The organism is Nonomuraea sp. MG754425 (assembly GCF_021699195.1).
Taxonomy (GTDB): Bacteria; Actinomycetota; Actinomycetes; order Streptosporangiales; family Streptosporangiaceae; genus Nonomuraea.
Map to the genome: position 1 here is coordinate 1 of NZ_SSXE01000171.1, position 21,560 is coordinate 21,560.

Below are 21,560 nucleotides of genomic sequence, written 5' to 3' on the forward strand. Positions count from 1 at the left end.
GCCCCGTCCGTCGCCGCGCTCGTTGCCCCGCCCGCGCTGGCCGCTGTCGCCGCCTCGCTGGCCGTCGCCCCTGCCGCGCCCGCCCTCGCCACGACCGCCGTCACCGCGCCGGGCGTCACCGCGTCCGCCTTCGCCGCGCCCACTCTCACCGCGTTCACCTGCACCGCGCCCGCCCTGGCCGCGACCCTGCGGGCCGTCGCCGCGCCCGCCCTGGCGGCCGGCGCCCCTGCGGGGGCCCTCGCCGTTCTGCTGGGCGGTCGTCTCGTCGTCGAGACGCAGGGTCAGCGAGATGCGCTTGCGCGGGATGTCCACGTCGAGGACCTTGACGCGGACGATGTCGCCGGGCTTGACCACGTCACGCGGGTCCTTGACGTAGTCGCGCGACATGGCCGACACGTGGACCAGGCCGTCCTGGTGCACGCCGACGTCGACGAACGCGCCGAACGCCGCCACGTTGGTGACCACGCCCTCGAGGATCATGCCGGCGACGAGGTCGGAGATCTTCTCCACGCCCTCCTTGAACGCGGCGGTCTTGAAGGCGGGACGCGGGTCACGGCCCGGCTTCTCCAGCTCGCGCAGGATGTCGGTGACCGTGGGCAGGCCGAACGTCTCGTCGGTGAACTCCTGCGGCTTGAGCGCGCGCAGCGTCGCCGTGTTGCCGATCAGCGCCTTGAGATCGGTGCCGGCGGAGCTGAGGATGCGGCGCACCACCGGATAGGACTCGGGGTGCACGCTCGACATGTCGAGCGGGTCGTCGCCGCCCGGGATGCGCAGGAAGCCCGCGCACTGCTCGAACGCCTTGGGGCCGAGCCGCGACACGCCCTTGAGCGCCCCGCGCGTCCGGAAGGGGCCGTTGTCGTCGCGGTGGCGGACGATGCTCTCCGCCAGCGTGGAGCCGATGCCCGACACCCGCGTGAGCAGGGGCGCGGAGGCCGTGTTGACGTCGACCCCGACGGCGTTGACGCAGTCTTCGACGACCGCGTCGAGCGAGCGGGACAGCTTGGACTCGGCCAGGTCGTGCTGGTACTGGCCGACGCCGATCGACTTCGGGTCGATCTTGACCAGCTCGGCGAGCGGGTCCTGCAGCCGCCGGGCGATGGAGACCGCGCCGCGCAGCGACACGTCGAGCTCGGGCAGCTCCTGCGAGGCGTAGGCGGAGGCCGAGTAGACCGACGCGCCCGCCTCGGAGACCACGATCTTGGTGAGCCCCGGCATGTGCTTGACCAGATCGCCGGCCAGCTTGTCGGTCTCGCGGGAGGCCGTGCCGTTGCCGATGGCGATCAGCTCGACACCGTGCCGCTGGGCGAGTGAGCCCAGCACCGCGAGCGACTGGTCCCACTGCCGCCTGGGCTCGTGGGGGTAGATGGTGGCGGTCTCGACGACCTTGCCGGTGGTGTCGACCACGGCGACCTTCACGCCCGTACGCAGCCCCGGGTCGAGCCCCATCGTCGGCCGCGCGCCGGCCGGAGCGGCGAGCAGCAGGTCGCGCAGGTTGGCCGCGAACACCCGCACCGCCTCCTCCTCGGCCGCCTGCCACAGCCGCATCCGCAGGTCGATGCCGAGGTGCACGAGGATGCGGGTGCGCCAGGCCCAGCGCACGGTCTCGCCGAGCCACTTGTCGGCCGGCCGGCCCTGGTCGGAGACGCCGAACCGGGCGGCGACGCGCATCTCGTAGTCGGGGCTGTCGTCGGGCTCCAGGGCGACGGAGAGGACCTCCTCCTTCTCACCCCTGAACATGGCCAGGATGCGGTGCGAGGGCAGCTTCGTGAACGGCTCGCCGAACTCGAAGTAGTCGGAGAACTTGGCCCCCGCCTCCTCCTTGCCTTCGCGGACCTTCGACACCAGTTGCCCGCGGCCCCAGAACTGCTCGCGCAGCCCGCCGATGAGGTCGGCGTCCTCGGCGAAGCGCTCGATCAGGATGGCCCTGGCCCCTTCGAGGGCCGCGCCCGCGTCGGCGACGCCCTCGGTGACGAAGCCTTCGGCGGTCGCCGCCGGGTCGAGCGTGGGGTCGGTCAGGAGGCGGTCGGCGAGCGGTTCGAGGCCCAGCTCGCGGGCGATCTGCGCCTTGGTGCGCCGCTTGGGCTTGTACGGCAGGTAGATGTCCTCGAGCCGGGCCTTGGTCTCGGCGGCCATGATCTGCTCGCGCAGCTCGTCGTCGAGCTTGCCCTGAGACTCGATGGACTCCAGGATCGCCGCCCTGCGCTCCTCCAGCTCGCGCAGGTAGCGCAGCCGCTCCTCCAGCGTGCGCAACTGCGCGTCGTCGAGGGCGCCGGTGGCCTCTTTGCGGTATCGCGCGATGAACGGCACGGTCGCGCCGCCGTCGAGCAGCTCGACGGCCGCCCGCACCTGCCCGTCGCGTACGCCGAGCTCTGCGGCGATCCGCTGGTCAATAGAGAGCACTTGCCTGCCTTTCGATGGTCCCGCCGGTCAATTGTGCAGGACGACGCCGTCCTTCATGACCAGAGTGCGCGCAGGGTGAACGACCACGGCCTGCGCCGGAGTGCCCGCGGGCACCACGACCAGATCGGCCCGGTCGCCCGGGGCCAGGCCGTAGTCGTCGAGCCCCAGCGCCCGCGCGCCGCCGACGGTGGCCGCCTGCAGCGCCAGCTCGATGTCGTCGTCGGCGCGGAAGGTGCTGCGGTAGGCCAGGTGCATCGCCCGTTCCAGCATGTCGCCGCTGCCGTAGGGGCCCCACAGGTCGCGGATGCCGTCGTGGCCGCAGGCGACCGTGACGCCCGCCGCCCGCAGCTTCTTCACGGGCGGCACGGGGAAGTCGTAGACGGCGGCCGTCACCACCGAGATCCGCGCCTCGGCCAGGCCCTCGACGAGGCGGTCCTGGTGGGCGTCGTCGAGCTGGCCCAGCGCGTACGCGTGGCTGACCGTCACCCGGCCGCCCAGCCCGAGCGCCCTGGTGCGCTCGATGATCAGCTCCAGCTCCCACCCGCCCAGCGAGCCCCCGTCGTGCAGGTGCAGGTCGAGGTGGGTGCCGTAGCGCGCGGCCAGGCCGAAGACGAGGTCGAGATGGCGCACCGGGTCGCGGTCGACGCCCGCCGGGTCGAGCCCGCCCACCGCCTCCACGCCGCTCTTCAGCGCCTCCTCCAGCAGCTCGGCCGTGCCCGGGTTGGTCAGCACGCCGTGCTGGGGGAAGGCGACCTGGCGCACGTCGACGGGGGAGCCCGCCGCCGCCTCGCGCACGGCCTCGACCCCGCGCAGCCCCACCTCGGGGTCGATGTCGGTGTGGGTGCGCACGTGGGTGGTGCCCGCCGCGCACATGCGCTCCAGCAGCGCTGTCATGCGGGCCACGCTCGGCACGCCCAGCTCGGCGCGGCGGGCGAGGTCGTTGGAGATGCGGCCGGCGAGCGTGTCGCCGGCGGAGTGCGGCACCCAGGGGCCGCCGTAGAGGGTCTTGTCGAGATGGCGGTGGGCCTCGACGAGGCCGGGCAGGACGAGCTGCCCCGTGACGTCGAAGACCTGTGCGGCGGGCGCCTCGACGGGGCCGAAGGCGACCCGGTCGATGCGGCCGTCGCGGACCAGGATGTCGGCAGGCGCTCCGAGCCCCCAGGGGAGCCCGCCGCGCAGCAGCACGTCGGTCATGTCCAGCACCCTAAAGGGCGGCACCGACGATTTCCGTTGCTCCGATGTGACGGTTCCGCACCGCGACGGGCGACCGTCGGGCAGCGTAGGGCGTGAGGACGAGCGAACGGGAGGGCGCATGCGGATTTCGGTGGCCGCCGACAGCAGGGACGGCGTGGCCGAGCGGGTGGTGTCGGAGCTGCGCAGACGCGGGCACGAGGTCGTCACGCACGGCGCACTCGCCGACGCCGGGCAGGGCGAGCGCGACGACTGGGCGTGGGCCTGCGAGCGCGCCGCGCGAGACGTGCGCGAGGGGAGCGCCGAGCAGGCGGTCGTCTGCTGCTGGACCGGCACGGGCGCGTCGATCGCGGCGAACAAGGTGCCGGGCGTCCGGGCGGCGCTGTGCGTGGACGCCTACACCGCCGACGGCGCCCGCAAGTGGAACGACGCCAACGTGCTGGCGCTCAGCCTCCGGCTCACCTCGGACGTCGTCCTGGACGAGATCCTGGACGCCTGGCTGGACGGCCGCCCGAGCACGGACCCCGCGGACGTGGCGAACGTGGCCCACCTCGACGACATCTGACGGTGATGACCCCGCGATGACCCCGCGCGCCTGCGGGGCTGGCGTCCTGAGCTGGTATGTGCTTGGTTGTGGCGCCATATGAACATTGATGAGAACGATATTCCGGCTCTCGCCCGGGGTTGCGCCGTGCTGGGCACCGGGGGCGGGGGCGGCGTTCGCGCGGGGTCGCTGGCGTCGATCAGGGCCGTGCGCGAGTCCGGCCCCGTGCCCCTGGTCCGGCTGGCCGACCTGCCGGACGACGCGCTGGTCGTGCCGCTGTCGGGCATCGGGGCGCCGACCGTCAGCCACGAGATGATCCACGGCGAGGACGAGCCGCGCCGCATCGCCGAGGAGATCGAGCGCCTTTTCGGCCGGCCGCCGGCCGCGATCATGTCCTCCGAGATCGGGGGCGCCAACGGGGTCGCGCCCGTCGCCTGGGCCGCCCGGCTCGGGCTGCCGCTGCTGGACGCCGACGGCATGGGACGGGCCTTCCCCGAGGTGCAGATGGTCTCGATGTACGTGGCGGGGATCCCGGCCGACCTCGTGATCATGTCCGACGTGGCGGGCAACGTGGTGACCATCCGTCCCGTGGACGGGCTCTGGTCGGAGCGGATCGCGCGGGCGGTCTGCGTGGCGGCGGGGTCGCACGCGCTGATGTCCGACTACGTGCTGACCGCCGGGCGGGCCAGGGGCGCGGTCATCGAGGGCACGGTCACCCGCGCCCTGGAGGTGGGCCGGGTCACGGAAGGCGCGGCCGAGCCGCTGGAGGCGCTGCGCGGGCTGCTGAAGGCGGCCAGGCTTGTCACCGGCAAGCTGACCGACGTGGAGCGGCGCACCACGGGCGGGTTCGTCCGCGGCACGGCCACGATCGAGGGCACCGGCGACGACCGTGGCCGCCGCCTGACGCTGGAGCTGCAGAACGAGAACCTGGTCGCGGTCGAGGACGGCAAGGTGCGCGCCATGGTGCCCGACCTCATCACCGTGGTGGACACCGAGACGGCCACCGCCGTGCAGACCGAGGGCCTGCGCTACGGCCAGCGCGTCACGGTGCTCGCCTGGCCGTGCGACCCGCTCTGGCGCACCCCCAAGGGGCTGGAGACGGCCGGGCCGCGGGCGTTCGGCTACGACCTGGACTACGTGCCCGTCGAGGAGCTGACGGCGCATGGCTGACTTGCGGATCGGGATCGACGTCGGCGGGACGAACACCGACGCGGTCGTGCTCGACGCCGGCGGCCGGGTGATCGCCAAGGCCAAGCGGCCGACCACGCCGGAGGTGACCGGCGGACTGCGGGCGGCCCTGGACGCCGTCCTGGCCGAGCTCGAAGGCGGTGGCGGGGGGCGCGGCGACGTCACGCGTGTCATGCTCGGCACCACCCACGCCACCAACGCCATCCTGGAGCGGCGCGGCCTGGGCCGGGTGGCCGTGGTGCGGCTGGGCGCGCCCGCGACCACCGCCGTGCCGCCGCTGTCCGACTGGCCGGACGACCTGCGCGCGGCCGTCTCCGCGGGCGAGGCGATCGTGCCCGGCGGCCACTACGTGGACGGGCGCGAGATCAGCCCGCTCGACCTGGACGCCGTCCGCCGTTTCCTGGACGGTGTGCGGGCCGACGCCGTGGCCGTCTCCGGCGTGTTCAGCCCCGCCGACGACGCGCACGAGCGGCGGGTCGAGGAGCTGGTGCGGGCCGAGTACGGCCTGCCCGTGTCGGTGAGCCACGAGATCGGCTCGCTCGGGCTGCTGGAGCGCGAGAACGCGACCGTGCTGAACGCCGCCCTGTACGGCGTCGCCGGCCACGTCACCGACGCCCTGGTCACGGCGCTGGCCGAGCGGGGGCTGGGGGCGCGGCCGTACCTGGCGCAGAACGACGGCACGCTCATGACGCTGGAGCACGCGGCGCGCCTGCCGGTCTCCACGATCGGCTCGGGCCCGGCGAACTCGCTGCGCGGGGCCGCGTACCTGTCGGGCGTGGCGGACGCGGTCGTGGTGGACGTCGGCGGCACGTCCACGGACCTCGGGGTGCTGTCGGGCGGGTTCCCCCGGGAGTCGGCGGCGGCGGTCGAGATCGGCGGCGTGCTGACGAACTTCCGCATGCCCGACATCCTGGCCATCGCGCTGGGCGGCGGCACCGTGGCGCGCCCGCACGCCGTCGGCCCCGACTCGGTCGGCTACCGGATCACCCGGGAGGCGCTGGTGTTCGGCGGCACGACGGCCACCATGACGGACGCGGCCGTGTCGGCGGGCCGGGTCCCGCCGGGAGCCGACGGCTGGCGTGATCGCCTACGACATGACATGTCGGAAGAAATCGCAGACATTCTGGAAAGCGCGGTTACCCGAGCCGACTCGATGGTGATCGACGCCGTGGACCGGATGACCCTCGGCAGAACCGACCGGCCCCTGGTGGCGGTGGGGGGCGGGGCGTTCCTGCTGCCCGATCGCATCCCCGGCGTGAGCCGGGTGATCCGCCCCGAGCACGCCGAGGTGGCCAACGCCGTCGGGGCCGCCATCGCCCTCGCGAGCGGCAGAGTCGATACGATCTTGCCAGCGGGAGAAAGCCGGACGGAAGCGATCGAGAGCGCCAAGGAGGAGGCGCGGGCGCGAGCCGTGGCGGCGGGGGCCGACCCCGCCGGAGTCGAGATCGTGGACCTCCTCGAGGTGCCGCTGAGCTATCTCTCCGAGCCCGCCGTGCGGGTGCACGTCAAAGCAGCCGGACCCCTCTCCCGGTGACACATCGAAAGGATCCCCCCACATGCGCTGGCACAAGCGTCTGCTCGTCGCCGGGGTCGCCGGTGTCCTCGTACTGACCGCGACCGCGTGCGCGGGCGGCCAGGTGCGCGGCGCCGGCGGGACACCGCAGCCCGAGACGAGCGGCGGCAGCCCCGCCGGGCAACCCGGCGGACAGGCCAACGACAACACGTTCGTCTACGCCCCGAACTCCGACGTGGTCACCGACTGGGACCCCGCCACCTCCTACTCCAACGAGATCGTCGCCCTGTCGAACATCTACGAGGGCCTGACCAGGTACGACTCCCTGACCAAGAAGGCGACGCCGCGCCTTGCCACCGAGTGGACGTCCTCGGCCGACGGCAAGGAGTGGACGTTCACCCTGCGCCAGGGCGTGAAGTTCCACACCGGCGACCCGATGGACGCCGAGGCCGCCAAGAAGGCCATCGAGCGGACGATCGAGAAGAAGGGCGGCGCCGCCTACATCTGGGACCCGGTGGACGAGATCGAGGCGGTGGACGCGAGCACGCTGAAGTTCACCCTCAAGTACGCCGCCCCGCTCGACCTCGTCACCTCCTCCGGCTACGCGGCCTGGATCTACGACGTGGACGCCGTGGACGCCGACGGCAAGACGACCGCCGGCACCGGCCCGTACACGATCGACTCCTGGCGCAAGGGCGAGGAGACCGAGCTCACGCTGAAGGCGTACGAGGACTACTGGGGCGGCTGGAAGCCGGAGCAGTACAAGAAGGTCGCCTTCCGCGTCACGCCCGAGATCACCACCGCCTGGCAGCTCCTGCAGAGCGGCGAGGTGAACTTCGTCAGGCGCCTGAACCCGCAGTTGTTCGCCCAGGCCGGCACCACGCGTGGCGTGCAGGGCTCGCAGGCGCAGTCGTTCCAGAACCTGCTGGTGCTGTTCAACACGGCCGACGGCCCGGCCAAGGACATCAAGGTGCGGCAGGCGCTGCAGGCCGCCATCGACTACGACGGCCTGGCGGCGGCGCTGGAGGGATCGGGCGTCAAGGCCAGCGGCCTGGTGCCGCAGGGCCTGCTCGGCCACGTCGAGGGCATGGAGCCCAAGCAGGACCTGGACCGGGCGCGGCAACTGCTCGCCGCCGCCGGGTACGGCCCCGACCTGAAGGAACTGGAGCTCGACCTCACCTACGCGGTCGGCGACGACGACCAGAAGCTGCTGGTGACGCTGCTCAGCTCGACGCTGAAGCAGCTCAACGTGACCCTGCTGGCCAAGCCCATGAACTGGGGCGCGCAGTGGGACCTGGGCAAGAAGCAGGGCCAGGACATCTTCGTCATGTACTGGTACCCGGACTATCCGGACGCCTACTCCTGGTTCCTCAACGTGTTCAAGAGCGCCGACAAGCCGCAGTTCAACCTGTCGTACCTGAAGAACACCGGGATCGACGCGGCCATCGACAAGCTGCCCGAGCTGACGGCCACCGACCGGACGGCGGCCGAGCAGGAGTACCGCAAGCTCCAGGAGAAGATCATCCAGGAGGAGGCGGCGGTCGCGGTGCCGTACGTGCAGCGTTACCAGCGCGCGCTGTCGGTGGACGTGCAGGGCTACCAGGACAACCCGGCCTACCCGAGCGTGGTCTTCTTCTACGACCTCACGCGCGCAAGCTGAGCATGCTCCGCCATCTGGCCCGCCGGCTCGGCCAGGCCCTCCTGGTCGTGGCCGGCGTGGTCGTGCTCACGTTCGCGGTCATGCGGCTGGTGCCCGGCGACCCGGCGGTGGCCTTCGCCGGGCCGAAGGCCACGCCGGAGCAGCTCGCCGAGGCCCGCGCGCGGTTCGGCCTGGACGACCCGCTGCCCGTCCAGCTCCTGAACTACGCCCGCGACCTGGTCACCGGCGACTGGGGGACGAGCCTGCGCACCCGGCAGCCGGTGCGCGACGACCTCTACCTGGCCTTCCCCGCCTCGCTCGAACTGGTCGGGGCGGCGCTGCTGATCGCGATCGCCGCCGGCGTCCCGCTCGGCGTGCTCGCCGCCCGCCACAAGACGCGGCTGCCGGACCTCGGGGTGCGCCTCGGCAGCATGCTGGCCGTCTCCGTGCCGGTGTTCTGGCTGGCCCTGGCGTTGCAGACGGTCTTCGCCGGCGGCCTCGGCTGGTTCCCCATCGCCGGCGAGTACGACAGCTCGCTCGACACCACCAGCCCCCTCACCCTCTGGACGAACATCACCGTCGTCGACGCCCTCATCACCGGCAACTGGCCCATCTTCACCAGCGCCCTGTGGCACCTGGTGCTGCCCGCCCTGGTCGTGGCCGCCTACCCGGCGGGCGTGATCGCGCAGATGACCAGGGCCGCGCTCATCGAGGAGGCGGGCCAGGACCACGCCAGGCTGGAGCGCGCGCTCGGCTTCGGCGAGACCTCGATCCTGACCCGGTTCGCGCTGCGCCCGGCGCTGAACCCGGTGCTGTCGCTGATCGCGCTGGTCTTCGCGTACGCGATCGTGAACGGCTTCCTCGTCGAGGCCGTCTTCAACTGGCCGGGTCTGGGCCGCTACGCCGCCGAGTCGATCCGCTCGCTGGACACCCCGGCCATCGCGGGCGTCACCCTCCTGGTCGCCCTGGTGTACGTCCTGGCCAACCTGGTCGTGGACCTCCTCCAGGGCTTCGTCGATCCCCGTACGAGGTCGCGATGACGACGGACGCGCAACCGCTGCGCCGCCTGCTGCCGCGCGTCCCCGACCGGTTCGCCGCGTTCGGGGCGGTGCTGCTCGCGGTCGTGGTGCTGACGGCGCTGCTCGCGCCCTGGCTGGCGCCGTACCCGCTGGACGAGCCGCGCCCGCTGGAACGGTTGCTGCCGCCGAGCGGCGCCCACTGGCTCGGCACCGACCAGGTGGGCCGGGACGTGCTGACGCGGATCCTGTACGGCGGGCGCACCTCGCTGTTCATCGCCGTGGCGGTGCTGGGCGTCTCGGCGGTGACCGGGGTGACGCTGGGCGTGGTCGCCGGGTACGCGGGCGGCTGGGTCAGAGACGTGATCATGCGGGTCACGGACGTGTTCCTGGCCTTCCCCGCGCTGCTGCTGTCCCTGGCGCTGGCGATCGTGCTGCAACCCGGAGTGAACACCGTGATCCTCGTCATCGCGGTGACCTGGTGGCCGTGGTACACCCGGCTGGCCGCGTCCGTGGCCGCCTCGATCGCCACCCGCCCGTACGTGGACGCGGCGCGCTGCCTCGGGGTGCCCGCCCCGCTGATCGTCGTCAGGCACGTGCTGCCGAACTCGCTCACCCCCGTCCTGGTGCAGCTCTCGCTGGACGCGGGCGGGGTGATCCTGACCTCGGCGGCGCTGTCGTACCTGGGGCTGGGCGCGCAGGAGCCGACGGCGGAGTGGGGGCTGATGGTGCAGCAGGGGCAGACGCTGTTCACCACCAACTGGTGGGTGGTGACCTTCCCCGGGCTGGCGATCCTGGTGACGGCGTTCGCGTTCAACGTGCTGGGCGAGGGGTTGCGCAACGCGCTCGACCCGCGGAGGGCGGTCAGGTGATCGAGGTGCGCGGGCTCCAGGTGCGTTACGGCGGCCGGCTGGTGGCCGACGTGCCGGAGCTGGACGTGGCGGCGGGGGAGTGCGTGGCGATCGTGGGGGAGAGCGGCTCGGGCAAGTCCACGACGCTGCTCTCGCTGCTCGGCCTCACCGAGCACGCCGAGGTCTCGGGCCGGGTCAGGGTGTGCGGCGTGGACGTCCTCACGGCGTCGCCGCGACGGCTGCGCGAGATCCGCGGCGCGCGGGCGGCCCTGGTGATGCAGTCGCCGCAGGCCGCGCTGGCCCCCGCCACCCGGCTCGGCGTCCTGATGCGCCGCGCGCTCAGGCTGCACGGCAGGACGGACGTGGACCGGGTCATGGCACGGGCTCTGGAGGCGGTGCTGCTCGACCCCGAGATCCTGCGCCGCTATCCGCACGAGGTCTCCGGCGGCCAGGCCCAGCGCTTCGCCGTCGCGCTGGCCATCGCCCTCGGCGCGGAGGTCATCCTGGCCGACGAGCCCACCAGCGCGCTCGACGTGACGGTGCAGGCCGAGGTGGTCGGCGTGCTGCACCGGCTCAGGGCCGAGCGGGACCTCGCGCTGCTGCTGGTCTCGCACGATCTGGCCCTGGTCTCGACGATCGCCGACCGGGTGCTGGTCATGAAGGACGGCGCGGTGGTGGAGTCGGGGCCCGCCGCCGAGGTGCTGGCGCGGCCCTCCCATCCCTACACCCGCGAACTGCTGGAGGCCCTGCCGTGACGTCCACCGGGGCCCTGCTCAGGGCCGAGCGCGTGACACTCGGGTACGGCCGCCGTCCCGTCGTCCACGACGTGAGCCTCGACATCGCCGAGGGCGGCGTGGGCCTGATCGGGGAGAGCGGCTCGGGCAAGACGACGCTGGCCCGCGCCTTCCTCGGCCTGCTGAGCCCCATGTCGGGAACCATCCGGTACGGCGACCGGCCGCTGCACAAGGCGGACATGAAGGCGTTCCGCAGGGACGTCCAGCCTGTCTTCCAGGCCGAGGCCCTCGACCCGAGGATGCGCGTCGGACGCTCCGTCGCCGAGGCGCTCCCGCGCGCCGCCCGCTCCCGCGTCGGCGAACTGCTCGAACAGGTCGGCCTCGACCCCGCCCTGGCCGATCGCCGCCCCCACCAGCTCTCGGGCGGCCAGCGCCAGCGGGTGGTGATCGCCAGGGCCCTGGCCGTGGGCCCGCGCCTGCTCATCCTCGACGAGCCCACCAGCGCGCTCGACGTCACCGTCCAGGCCAGGATCCTCGACCTGCTGGCCTCGCTGGAGACCGAGCGCCTGCTCATCACGCACAACCTGGCCGTCGTGCGACGGCTCTGCCGCACCTCACACGTGCTGTTCGCGGGCCGCGTGGTCGAGTCGGGCCCGACCTCCGAGCTGCTCTCGAACCCGGCCCACCCCTACACCCGCGCCCTGCGCGACGCCGTGCCCCGGCTCGGCGGGGACCCGCCGGAGCCGAAGGGGGCGACGGAGGCCGTCCCGGCGGCGACCGGCTGCGCGTTCCGGCTGCGCTGCCCGCTGGCGGCGCCCGTCTGCGAGCGGCCGCCCGAGCCGCGGGACCTGGCCGGTCGCCGGGTGGCGTGTCACCGCGCCGAGGACGTGCTGTCGAGCTGAGCCGTCAGGTGGTCGCACACGTCGTAGGCGAGCTTGTCCAGCAGCCGGGCCAGCTCGGCCCGTTCCGGTTCCGGCCAGTCGGCCAGCGCGCTCTCGAACCACTGCGAGGTCACCCGGCGGCATGACTCGGCCGCCTCGGCGCCGTCCTCGGTGAGCGCGATGCGCCAGGCCCGGCCGTCGTCGGGGTCGCGGACCCGCTCGACCAGCCCGCGCTGCTCCAGCGCCGCGACGTGCCGCGTCACGTGCGGGCTCTCCACCTGCAGGCTCTCGGCGATCATCCCGATCCTGCGCGGCTCGCCCGCGTCCAGCAGCGTGACGAGGATCTGGACGTCCGGCCGATCCAGGCGGACGCCGGCGGCCGCGGTCAGCCGCTCGTGGGTCTTGGCGCGGTTGAGCGTGGTGGCCAGCCGTCGATAGGCGCTGACCGTCCGGTGCAGATTCTCGTCCATCCGCTTGATTACCTAACTTACGTATGTATTATCTCTACTCGACTACTTACCCAAGTTATCCAAAGGAGCCGTCATGGCGACAGTCGCCGTGCCCGCGTCACTAGAGATGTCGAGGCGAAACCCCTGGCCGGCGGTGATCTCGCTGTCCTTCGCCGCCTCCATCGCCGCCCTGCAGAACACCGCGGTCGTGCCGTTGCTTCCCGTGCTGCAACGGGAGCTGAACACCTCATTGAGCGCCGTGACCTGGACACTCACGCTGAGCTTGCTGGTCGGAGCGGTGTCCACCCCCTTGTTGTCCCGCTTCGGCGACATGTACGGCCGCCGCCGCATGATCCTCGCCGCGCTGGCCCTCCTGGTGATCGGCTCGATCATGGCCGCGCTGGCGACCTCGCTGACCTGGCTCATCGTGGCCCGCGTGCTGCAGGGCGCGGTGGCCGCGCTGGTACCGCTGTCGATCGGCGTGGTCCGCGACTCGCTGCCCAGGCAGCAGCTCGCCACCGGCATCGGCGTGCTCAGCGCGACCATGGGATTCGGCAGCGGGGGAGGGATGATCCTGGCCGGGCTCGCCTCCGGCGACTACCACCTGGCCTTCTGGATCATCAGCGGGATCTCGCTGGCCGCCCTGGTCGTCGTGGCCGTCCTCGTGCGTGACTCGGCCCCGCCCGTCAAGGGCCGTCCCGACCTGGCGGGGGCGGCGCTGCTGGCCGCGTGGCTGGTCACGCTGCTGCTGGCGGTCTCCCAGGGCGGCTCGTGGGGCTGGACCTCGCCCGGCGTGCTCGGGCTGTTCGGCCTGACGGCCGTGCTGGCGGTCGGGTGGGTGCTGGTCGAGCGCAGGGTGGCCGAGCCGCTGGTCGAGATGGCGATGCTGACGCACCGGGGCACGATCGGGGCGACGGTGTCCTCGACGCTGCTCGGATTCTCGTTCTTCACCCTGCTGAACGGTATGTCCGGCTTCGCGCAGGTGCCCGAGGCGGCGGGCGGGCTCGGGGCCACCACCCTGGAGGTCGGGGTCTACCTGCTGCCGAGCACGCTGTTCATGCTGGTGATCTCGCTGTTCGCGGGCCGGATCATGCAGCGGCTCCCCGCGTCGGCCATGGTGGCGGCGGGCTCGGCGATCACCGGGCTGGCCGCGCTGTGGCTGGTGGTCGCGCACACCGTCCCGGTCCACCTGTACGTGGCGTCCTCGTTGATGGGCATCGGCCTCGGCATCGGCTACGCGGCGCTGGGCACCATGGCCGTCGAGCACGTCGCCCCCGACCGCACGGCCGTGGCGGCGGGGGTGAACGCCCTGGTGCGCATCGTGGGCGCCAGCGTGGCGGGGGCCGCGATCGCCGCCGTGCTCGCCGCGGGCGGCGGCTACCCGTGGGTCTTCGGGGCAGCCGCCGGATCGGGCGTCGTGGCCGCGCTGTTCGCGGCCGGGTTCGGCTATCTCAACCGCAGGGCGGTCACAGCGCCTTCAGGCCGCTGATCACCTCGAGCAGCACCTTGGCGTCCGGCGCGGGCGGCGGCAGCTCGACCTGGACGAGCTGCTGCGCGTGCAGGTCGCCGACCAGCACCCGGACCACGCCGATGGGCAGGTTCAGCTCGGCCGCCACATCGACGAGCCGGGTGGGCTGGGTGCACTTCTGCAGGATGATGAGGTGCTCGGGGTCGAGACCGCGGGGCGGCGTCAGGCCGCCCGCGGTGATGATCACCGCGATGAGGTCGATGGCCTCGCTCGCGGGCACCGTACGGCCCCGGGTCAGCAGGTAGGCGGGGACGATCGGACCGGCGTCCTCGTCCAGCCAGCGCTCTTCAGTCACTTCGCACCACCCGCATCGGGCGGGCGGCGGGCTGTTCCTTCTTGAGCGCGTCCGCCTGGGGCTCGGCCTCTGGTTCGGCCACGTGCTCTTCCGGGATCAACACGATCGCGGTGGTCCCTCCATATGGTGAACCGCGCAGGGTAACGCGGATGTCGTGCCTGGCGGCGAGGCGGGAGACGACGAAGAGGCCGAGGCGGTCGCTGTCGGCCAGGTCGAACTCCGGCGGGCTGGCCAGCCGCTCGTTGTAGTCGGCCAGCTCTTCTGGGTCCATCCCGAACCCCCGGTCCTCGACCTCGAAGGCGAAGCCCCGGGCCGCCGCCTCGCCGCGCACGATGACCGAGGTGTGCGGGGGAGAGTAGACGGTGGCGTTCTCGATCAGCTCGGCGATGAGATGGATCACGTCGCCGACCACCGTGCCGGCCAGCCGCTGACCGGCCATCGGCTCGACGACGACCCGCTGGTAGTCCTCGACCTCGGCCGCGGCGCCGCGGGCCACGTCGAGCAGCGGCACCGGACGGCTCCAGCCGCGCCCCGGCGTCGCGCCCGACAGGATGATCAGGCCCTCGGCGTGGCGGCGCATGCGCGTCGTCAGGTGGTCGAGCTTGAACAGGTCGTCGAGCGCCTCGGGGTCGGTGGCCCGGTGCTGCATGTCGGCGAGCTGGATGCGCTGGCGGTGCAGCAGGGTCTGGCTGCGCCTGGCCAGGTTGCGGAAGACGTGCCCGACGCCCTCGCTGAGCTGCGCCTGCCCGACCGCGGCCTCCACCGCCGTCTGCTGCACGGCGGAGAACGCCTGGCCCACGTCGTCGATCTCGACCGTGGTGCTGGCCACCGACAGCTCGGGCATCTCGACCTTCTCGCCCTTGCGCAGCTTGGCGACCACGTGCGGCAGCCGCTCCTGGGAGACCTCCAGCGCGGCCAGCCGCAGCGCGCCGAGCTCCCGTGAGAGACGGTTGCCCATCCGCAGCGAGAACGCGATCGACACGATCACCAGCGCCAGGGCCGTGCCCGCCAGCAGGAACGCCCGCGCCAGCACCTGGTCCGCGACCGGGTCGGCGCGCTCGCTCAGCAGCGCGCTGGCCCGCATCTGGGCCTCGTTGAACGCCTTGGCCAGCCCCTCGGTGGTGTTCAGCCAGCCCTGCGGCGTGCCGCCGGCGATGATCTGGTCCTCCATCATCCGCATCCGCGCGTAGGCGGCGGAGGTGATGAGGGCCACCTGGGGGTCGCGCAGCGCCGGGTCGAGCTCGCCGAGGCCCTGGTCGATGAGGAAGCGGCGGTTGCCCGCGATCTGGGTGAACAGCCTGCGCTCGGCCGTGTTGACGGCGCCGAGCCCGATGGCCTGCTCCCTGCTCAGCAACTCCCTGGCGTAGCTCATGTCGATGACCACGCGCGACTGCTCGTAGATCGGGATGTCGTCGATCAGCGCGACCCGCTTGTGCAGGCCGTACAGGGTGTCGATGACCGCGTTGTACGCCTCCACGCTGTGCAGACGGTCGGACAGACCCGCGTCGATCTCTCCACGGACCGAGTCGAGCCTGTCGAGTTGCGTGTACACCGCGTCCACTTGCGTACGGATCTCTTCCGATCGGTCCTTCGAGTTGCTGGAGGTTCGCTTGAACGAGTCCCTTGCCAGGTCGGTTTTGGTGCGCTGTCCGGCGAGAGCGGAGTGGGTCGCCACGTTACGCAGGACTTGTGCGGAGATGAGACGCTCGCCCTGGATCTCGCTGATCAGGGTGTACGCGGGTAGGCGGAGGTTGGTCCAGACTGTCTTGTACTGACGTAGCTCCAAGCTCTCACCGGCGGTCACGGCGGTGATGACCCCCCACAGCACCACCATGGAGGTCAGCGGCACCAGCAGTAGCCCGATGATCTTCATGCGGATCGTTCGGCTACGGCCCATGGCACCTCACTCCGGTCGGTCCCCTGCTGGCAACCCCGGACGGGACAAGCCCCGAGAATAGCAATTCGATCACCAGAATGCCCAATTTTTCGGGACTTTTGGACACGTGTCACGCCTCACCGGAAAGTTGGAGTAGGTTTCCCCGGGAGTCACACAGGTCACAACAGGTCACCATCGGTCACGGAGGGAGTCGCGTTGCGCCGTCGACTCGTAGCGGCCGCCGCGCTGGCCCTCCTCGCGGCCTGCGCCACGCCCCCGGAGCCGCAACGCGCGCCGGTGGGGGAATCGCCGTTCGTCTATGTCAAGAACACCGACATCGTCACCGAATGGGACCCCAGCCGCTCCTACTCCAACGAGATCATCGCCTTCCAGAACGTCTACGAGACGCTCACCTTCTGGAACCCCGTCACCAAGAAGTCGGCCCCCCGCCTGGCCACCTCGTGGCGCTCCTCCGCCGACGGCCGGACCTGGACCTTCACCCTGCGCCCCGGCGTGACCTTCCACACCGGCAGGCCGCTGGACGCCGACGCGGTCAAGGCGTCCATCGAGCGCACGATGAAGGCCAAGACCGGCGCCTCCTACATCTGGGACGCCGTCTCCTCCATCAGGGCCGAGGGCCCGCAAACCGTGACGTTCGCGCTGAAGTACCCCGTCCCGCTGGACCTGGTCGCCTCCGCCGGGTACGCCGCCTACATCTACGACACCCAGGCCGCCCCCGACCTGGGGAACTGGTTCCGCCAGGGCAAGGACGCGGGCTCCGGCCCGTACACCGTGACCAGGTGGAACAAGGGCAAGGAGGACGAGCTCACGCTCACGGCGTACGACGGGTACTGGGGCGGCTGGCGGCGGCCGCACTACAACACGATCAAGTACAAGGCCGTGCCGGACGCCGAGCGGGCGTACCGGATGTTGCAGAACGGCGAGGCCAGCTTCGTGGACCGGCTCGACCCGGCGCTGTTCGCCCGCGCCTCGGCCGCGCCCGGCCTGCGCACCTCCGACCGGACCTCGTTCACGACCGCCGTCATGCTGTTCAACACCGCCGCCGGCCCCATGAAGGACATCCGGGTACGCAAGGCGGTGCAGCAGGCCATCGACTACCAGGGCCTGATCAAGGCGCTCAAGGGCTCGGTGATGCCGGCCAGCGGCGTCATCCCGGAAGGGCTGCTCGGCCACGTGCCGAACCGGGTGCCCGAGCAGAACCTCGAAGGCGCCGCCAAGCTGCTCCAGCAGGCCGGCTACGGCCCAGGAGGCCGGCCGCTGCGGCTGCGCCTGACCTACGGCGAGGGCGAGGCCGACGAGCAGGTGCTCGCCCGGCGGCTACGGGCCACGCTGCGGCAGCTCAACGTCACCCTCGACGTCAGGGGCATGCACTGGAACGCCCAGTGGGAGCTGGGCAAGCGGCGCGGCCAGGACATCTTCGTCATGTACTGGTGGCCCGACTACGCCGACGGCTTCTCCTACTTCGGCCAGGTCTTCCACAGCGCGAACCCACCCGTGATGAACCTCTCGTACCTCAACGACCAGACCCTCGACGCGCTGCTCGCCCCCCTGCCGGAGCTTACGGTCACCGACCGGCCGGCCGCGCAGCAGTCGTACGAGCGGGCCACGAACCGCGTGCTCGACCAGCGGGTCGCCGCCGCGTTGCCCTGGGTGGTCAAGTCGCAGCGCGCCTTCCTGGGCGGCATCAGGGGCTACGACGACAACCCGGCCTACCCCGACGTGGTCTTCGTCTACGACCTGCGGCCCTCGGGCTGAGCCGGCCCCGCGGCGCGCTCGCGCAGCCGGGACCTGATCTCCTCCGGGGTGTAGGCGCGACGCCGCCGTTCGGCCCGCGCGATCACCACCCCCGTGGCCGCCACACCCATGATTCCGGCCAGACCGAGCATCTTCCACCAGCGCATGTTGCCTAGGCTAGCCCTGTGCTGACTCTCGACGAGGCCGTCAGGGTGACGCGGACCGGCGACCTGTGGATCTTCCGCGGACGTTCCGTGCCCGACCGCGCCATCCAGACCATGACCAACAGCCCGGTCAACCACGTGGGCATGGCCATCGTGATCGAGGACCTGCCGCCGATGATGTGGCACGCCGAACTCGGCAAGTCGCTGCTCGACCTGTGGTCCGGCACCCACCAGCGCGGCGTGCAGCTCCACGACCTGCGCGACGCCGTCACCGTCTGGGCCGACCGGTACGGCCAGCGGGGCTGGCTGCGCCAGCTCGACCCCGAGGCCACCCCCGAGATGGAGGACGCCGCCCTGCGCACGGTCGCCAGGCTCGACGGCACCCCGTTCCCGTCCACCGCCCGGCTGGCCGCGCGCTGGGCGAAGGGACGCGTGCCTGGCAAGGGCCGCCGCCGTAAGGACGAGACGCTGGAGAGCGCGTACTGCGCCGAGGTGGTGGCCGTCACGTACGAGGAGATGGGGCTGCTGCCCGGCGGGCGGCGGCCCAACTGGTACGACCCCGGCCGGTTCTGGAGCGGTGACGACCTGGAACTGCTCATGGGCCGGCGGCTCGGCCACGAGATCACCGTGGGGGTGGAGCGGACCAGGCCCTGACAGGCCGAGTCTCGCAGCGAGAGACGACAATAGCCGCATGCCCGGCTCAAGATCATCGGCTGTTTCTCACAAGATCCACTCCGGACCTTGATCGAAACAGCACATCGCCGGCTCCGCCGTCACCAACCACAGTGAGGACGAAAGCCCAGCAACCCGTGAAGCGAGCACCATGCGCAAGCTGCTCGTCGTCCTGGCCGGGATCGTCGCCATCACCGCAGTCGTCACCGGAACGGCCTCCGCCGACATCGTCACCCCAGACCAGTGGATGTGGTGACACCCGGAACACGAAGGCCGTCCGGGCGGGTGGGCTGTCACGAGGAGGCGTGCGTCGATGTGCCAGAGGGCGCATGCCGCACCGCCCGCCCGGAGGGCTGCGGAGCGACGTCCTCCGAGATCGGCCAGGATGTTCCGGGAGGCCCGCAAGGGTGATTGAGCTGCGGTGACATGGGTGGTCACAAACCGCTGTCGTCCGAGTATCGTGTGTTCCCAAATGTTTCGGGGGCGTTCAGGAGCAACAAGGACCACAGGGGGATCTCCGTGGAACCTGCGGACGGCCGCGTCATTCTCTTCATTCTGATCGGGTTCGCCGTGTTCGCCCTCGGCCGGCGTTTCCAGACCATGATTCTCATGCGTCAGGTCTGGAAGCAGAGCGCCAGGCAGGTCACGGCTCGGAAGGCAGTCGCTCACAACGCCGCGAAGTCGATGATCGGGATCACGCTCATCGCGCTGTTCGTGGTGTGGCTCGTACTCAATCTCAACCGCTCCTTGTAGCCGGCGGGCGACGGGCCGGCCTCGGTGCGGTAGGGGCTTCGGCTGCACGCCGTTCGAGGCCGGACCGGTGCCGTCACCGTGGTCCTGCCACCGTGGTCCTGCCACCGGAACCGGCCACCGCGTAGGCGGCCACCGGTCACCGGCTCGTGTCAGGACCGGCGGCGGCGCCACGCGGACGCGACGGACACGCCGGCCGCGGCCACCGCCGCCACCGCGGTCACCGTCACCGCCGCCGACATCGCCACCGCGACGACGGCGGAGGCCGTGCTCACCGCGCGCGTCAGCCGCACCGCGCGGCGGATGTCCGTCACCTCCGGCCGGGGCCCGTCGCCCATCGTCGGCCGCTCCTCGACCCTTCCCCCGTAGACGTTCCGCCCCCCGAGCGTGACGCCCAGCGCGCCCGCGAACGCCGCCTCGCACCGCCCGGCGTTCGGACTGGGATGACGGTGCCCGTCCCGGCGCAACATGGCCCGCGCGCCGCCCGGGTCCGGCGCGGTCAGCACCGTGAGCACGCCGGTCAGGCGCGCCGGCACGTAGTTCGCGACGTCGTCGAGACGGGCGGCGGCCCAGCCGAAGCGTTCGTAACGGGGGGAGTGGTGCCCGATCATGGCGTCCAGCGTGTTGATCGCCCGGTACGCCAGCATCCCCGGCACCCCCGCCACCGCCCCCCAGAACAGCGGGGCCACGACGGCGTCGGAGGTGTTCTCGGCCAGCGACTCGACCGTGGCCCGCGCCAGCTCCGGCGCCTCCAGCCGGCTGGGATCCCGGCCGCACAGGTGGGGGAGGCGGGCCCTGGCGCGTTCCAGGTCGTCGTCCTCCAGGGCGCCGGCCAGGTACGCGCCCTCCCGGGCCAGCGTGGTGCCGCCGAGCACGGCCCAGGTGGTCAGGGCCGTCACGGTCGTACGGAGGACTCTGCTGGAGGCCGTCGCCCGCACGGCGAGCACGCCCAGCGAGGCCGCGCCCCCGACACACAGGACGACGTGCAGGACGCCGTTGCGGCGGTCGTCCGCGTACAGGGCCTGCTCCAGCCGGGCCGCGCCGCGTCCGAACACCGCGACCGGATGGGCGGGGCTCTGCGGGTCGGCCAGCAGCCTGTCGAGGGCCACGCCGAGGGCGAGCCCCAGAGGATCACACCAAATGGGCATGAAGCTCATCTTCGTGCACATCCAGCCATGCGGCGCCCCGGCGGATGCGCTCACCGGCGCCCCCGTCCCACATCCTGCCCCAGCCCCCACCGGACGCGGCGCGTGCCCGCATGACCGCGTACGAGCGGTGGAAACGCAGCCTGGCCAGGTCGAGCAGCCGGCGGCGATCGCGGGGCAGGAGACCGTACGCGTCACAGAACAGCCGCAACCGGACACCCACGTTCACGGTCCGGAGCAACGGAACCCGGTCCACCGGGTCGGAGATGGGACCCCAATGGCGCAGCGTGGTCACGACGTCGAACAGGCGGGTGGTCGGCCGCGCCAGATCAAAATCGATCAGCGCGTACGGGACGAGCGCGCCGCCCCTCGTACTTCCTCCGCTGTCACCACGAACAGACCCCACGAGATCTGGACCCGAGCCCGGTGTCGGCCCTTGGCCTGGGCCTTGCCCTTGCCCTTGCCCTTGCCCTTGCCCTGGGCCTGGGCCTGGGCCTTGCCCTGGGCCAGGGCCGCCTGGGCCTGGGCTGAAAACCACATTCTCCGGCGTCAGATCACAGTGACCGATCACTTCCGGCTCCTGGTCGTCATTCGACCCCTGTGCCCACCCGCTGACCCCGGTGAACGGGAACCCGAGGGTCGCATCATGAAACCGGCGCACCAGCGTCGCCAACCCCACCAGCGCCTCGTCGGTCACCGTCTCCGCCCGAAACCCGGTCTTACCCGGAAGGAAGGTGAGGATCTCCCGCCCGAACCCGTCCATCCCCATCACCCGGGGCGCCCCGTCGAACCCGGTGTACTCAAGGTGTCTCAGCAGGGCGTGCACGGCGGGCGTCGACGTACTGGCCGGTCTGCGCACGGTGTCGCCGACACGCACCACCCCGTCTGTCACGTCCCCGCCCTGCAGCGGAATCTCATGCAGGAGCGTCGCGACCATGCCCAAAAAGCTTAGACCCAAGTACCCCGCCC

20 protein-coding genes are annotated in these 21,560 nt (G+C 71.9%); 12 read left to right on the plus strand and 8 right to left on the minus strand.

Annotated elements, in window-relative coordinates; genetic code table 11:
* Together FAF44_RS40815 and FAF44_RS40820 are read right to left on the minus strand one after the other, a co-directional pair.
* The coding region (locus FAF44_RS40815; RefSeq protein WP_237108748.1) for a Tex family protein at window positions 1–2,400 on the minus strand (2,400 nt) is incomplete at its 3' end.
* Window positions 2,401–2,427: 27 nt separating this feature from the next.
* Window positions 2,428–3,594: an amidohydrolase gene (locus FAF44_RS40820; protein WP_237108749.1), complete on the minus strand. Its 1,167-nt coding sequence runs from the start codon at window positions 3,592–3,594 to the stop codon at window positions 2,428–2,430.
* Between the two features lie 118 nt (window positions 3,595–3,712).
* Between FAF44_RS40820 and FAF44_RS40825 the strand changes: the two genes are divergently transcribed.
* From FAF44_RS40825 to FAF44_RS40860, 8 genes are all read left to right on the plus strand, one after another.
* Window positions 3,713–4,156 (plus strand): RpiB/LacA/LacB family sugar-phosphate isomerase, encoded by a 444-nt coding sequence (locus tag FAF44_RS40825; RefSeq protein ID WP_237108750.1) that lies wholly within the window; start codon window positions 3,713–3,715, stop codon window positions 4,154–4,156.
* Window positions 4,157–4,234: 78 nt separating this feature from the next.
* A complete protein-coding gene (locus tag FAF44_RS40830) occupies window positions 4,235–5,305 on the plus strand; it encodes a DUF917 domain-containing protein (protein WP_272895699.1) in 1,071 nt (356 codons plus the stop codon).
* The gene (locus FAF44_RS40835) at window positions 5,298–6,857 is read left to right on the plus strand and encodes a hydantoinase/oxoprolinase family protein (protein ID WP_237108752.1); all 1,560 of its coding nucleotides are present in this window, start codon (window positions 5,298–5,300) and stop codon (window positions 6,855–6,857) included. Before FAF44_RS40830 ends, FAF44_RS40835 begins: the two co-directional genes overlap by 8 nt.
* Window positions 6,858–6,879: 22 nt before the next feature.
* Entirely contained in the window at window positions 6,880–8,496 is a 1,617-nt protein-coding gene (locus FAF44_RS40840; RefSeq protein WP_237108753.1) for an ABC transporter substrate-binding protein, read from the plus strand.
* A gap of 2 nt (window positions 8,497–8,498) precedes the next feature.
* Complete coding sequence (locus FAF44_RS40845; RefSeq protein ID WP_237108754.1) at window positions 8,499–9,515, plus strand: ABC transporter permease; 1,017 nt, start codon at window positions 8,499–8,501, stop codon at window positions 9,513–9,515.
* Window positions 9,512–10,363, plus strand: coding sequence for an ABC transporter permease (locus tag FAF44_RS40850; protein WP_237108755.1), 852 nt, complete (start codon window positions 9,512–9,514; stop codon window positions 10,361–10,363). Before FAF44_RS40845 ends, FAF44_RS40850 begins: the two co-directional genes overlap by 4 nt.
* Complete coding sequence (locus FAF44_RS40855; RefSeq protein ID WP_237108756.1) at window positions 10,360–11,097, plus strand: ABC transporter ATP-binding protein; 738 nt, start codon at window positions 10,360–10,362, stop codon at window positions 11,095–11,097. The genes FAF44_RS40850 and FAF44_RS40855 overlap by 4 nt, the downstream gene beginning before the upstream one ends.
* Entirely contained in the window at window positions 11,094–11,978 is an 885-nt protein-coding gene (locus FAF44_RS40860; protein WP_237108757.1) for an ABC transporter ATP-binding protein, read from the plus strand. Before FAF44_RS40855 ends, FAF44_RS40860 begins: the two co-directional genes overlap by 4 nt.
* On the opposite strand, the gene FAF44_RS40865 is transcribed toward FAF44_RS40860, so the two are convergent.
* A complete protein-coding gene (locus tag FAF44_RS40865) occupies window positions 11,948–12,427 on the minus strand; it encodes a MarR family winged helix-turn-helix transcriptional regulator (protein WP_237108758.1) in 480 nt (159 codons plus the stop codon). The genes FAF44_RS40860 and FAF44_RS40865 overlap by 31 nt on opposite strands.
* 73 nt (window positions 12,428–12,500) lie before the next feature.
* Here FAF44_RS40865 and FAF44_RS40870 point away from each other — a divergent pair, with 73 nt between their 5' ends.
* Window positions 12,501–13,895 (plus strand): MFS transporter, encoded by a 1,395-nt coding sequence (locus FAF44_RS40870; protein WP_237108759.1) that lies wholly within the window; start codon window positions 12,501–12,503, stop codon window positions 13,893–13,895.
* On the opposite strand, the gene FAF44_RS40875 is transcribed toward FAF44_RS40870, so the two are convergent.
* The gene (locus FAF44_RS40875) at window positions 13,873–14,229 is read right to left on the minus strand and encodes a DUF742 domain-containing protein (protein ID WP_043630385.1); all 357 of its coding nucleotides are present in this window, start codon (window positions 14,227–14,229) and stop codon (window positions 13,873–13,875) included. The genes FAF44_RS40870 and FAF44_RS40875 overlap by 23 nt on opposite strands.
* Window positions 14,222–16,126, minus strand: coding sequence for a nitrate- and nitrite sensing domain-containing protein (locus tag FAF44_RS40880; RefSeq protein ID WP_237108760.1), 1,905 nt, complete (start codon window positions 16,124–16,126; stop codon window positions 14,222–14,224). Before FAF44_RS40880 ends, FAF44_RS40875 begins: the two co-directional genes overlap by 8 nt.
* Window positions 16,127–16,321: 195 nt before the next feature.
* Here FAF44_RS40880 and FAF44_RS40885 point away from each other — a divergent pair, with 195 nt between their 5' ends.
* Window positions 16,322–17,881 (plus strand): ABC transporter substrate-binding protein, encoded by a 1,560-nt coding sequence (locus FAF44_RS40885; protein WP_237108761.1) that lies wholly within the window; start codon window positions 16,322–16,324, stop codon window positions 17,879–17,881.
* Here the strand turns inward: FAF44_RS40885 and FAF44_RS40890 are convergent.
* The gene (locus FAF44_RS40890) at window positions 17,857–18,027 is read right to left on the minus strand and encodes a hypothetical protein (RefSeq protein ID WP_237108766.1); all 171 of its coding nucleotides are present in this window, start codon (window positions 18,025–18,027) and stop codon (window positions 17,857–17,859) included. The two genes, FAF44_RS40885 and FAF44_RS40890, sit on opposite strands and share 25 nt — an antisense overlap.
* A gap of 21 nt (window positions 18,028–18,048) precedes the next feature.
* Here FAF44_RS40890 and FAF44_RS40895 point away from each other — a divergent pair, with 21 nt between their 5' ends.
* Window positions 18,049–18,678: a hypothetical protein gene (locus FAF44_RS40895; protein ID WP_237108764.1), complete on the plus strand. Its 630-nt coding sequence runs from the start codon at window positions 18,049–18,051 to the stop codon at window positions 18,676–18,678.
* A 537-nt stretch (window positions 18,679–19,215) separates the two neighbouring features.
* Complete coding sequence (locus FAF44_RS40900; RefSeq protein ID WP_237108762.1) at window positions 19,216–19,449, plus strand: hypothetical protein; 234 nt, start codon at window positions 19,216–19,218, stop codon at window positions 19,447–19,449.
* 149 nt (window positions 19,450–19,598) lie between these two features.
* Here FAF44_RS40900 and FAF44_RS40905 read toward each other — a convergent pair whose 3' ends face one another.
* Window positions 19,599–20,594, minus strand: a complete 996-nt coding sequence (locus FAF44_RS40905; RefSeq protein WP_237108763.1) for a cobalamin biosynthesis protein — start codon at window positions 20,592–20,594, stop codon at window positions 19,599–19,601.
* Window positions 20,578–21,528, minus strand: coding sequence for an aminoglycoside phosphotransferase family protein (locus FAF44_RS40910; RefSeq protein WP_237108765.1), 951 nt, complete (start codon window positions 21,526–21,528; stop codon window positions 20,578–20,580). The genes FAF44_RS40905 and FAF44_RS40910 overlap by 17 nt, the downstream gene beginning before the upstream one ends.
* Window positions 21,529–21,560: the final 32 nt, after the last annotated feature.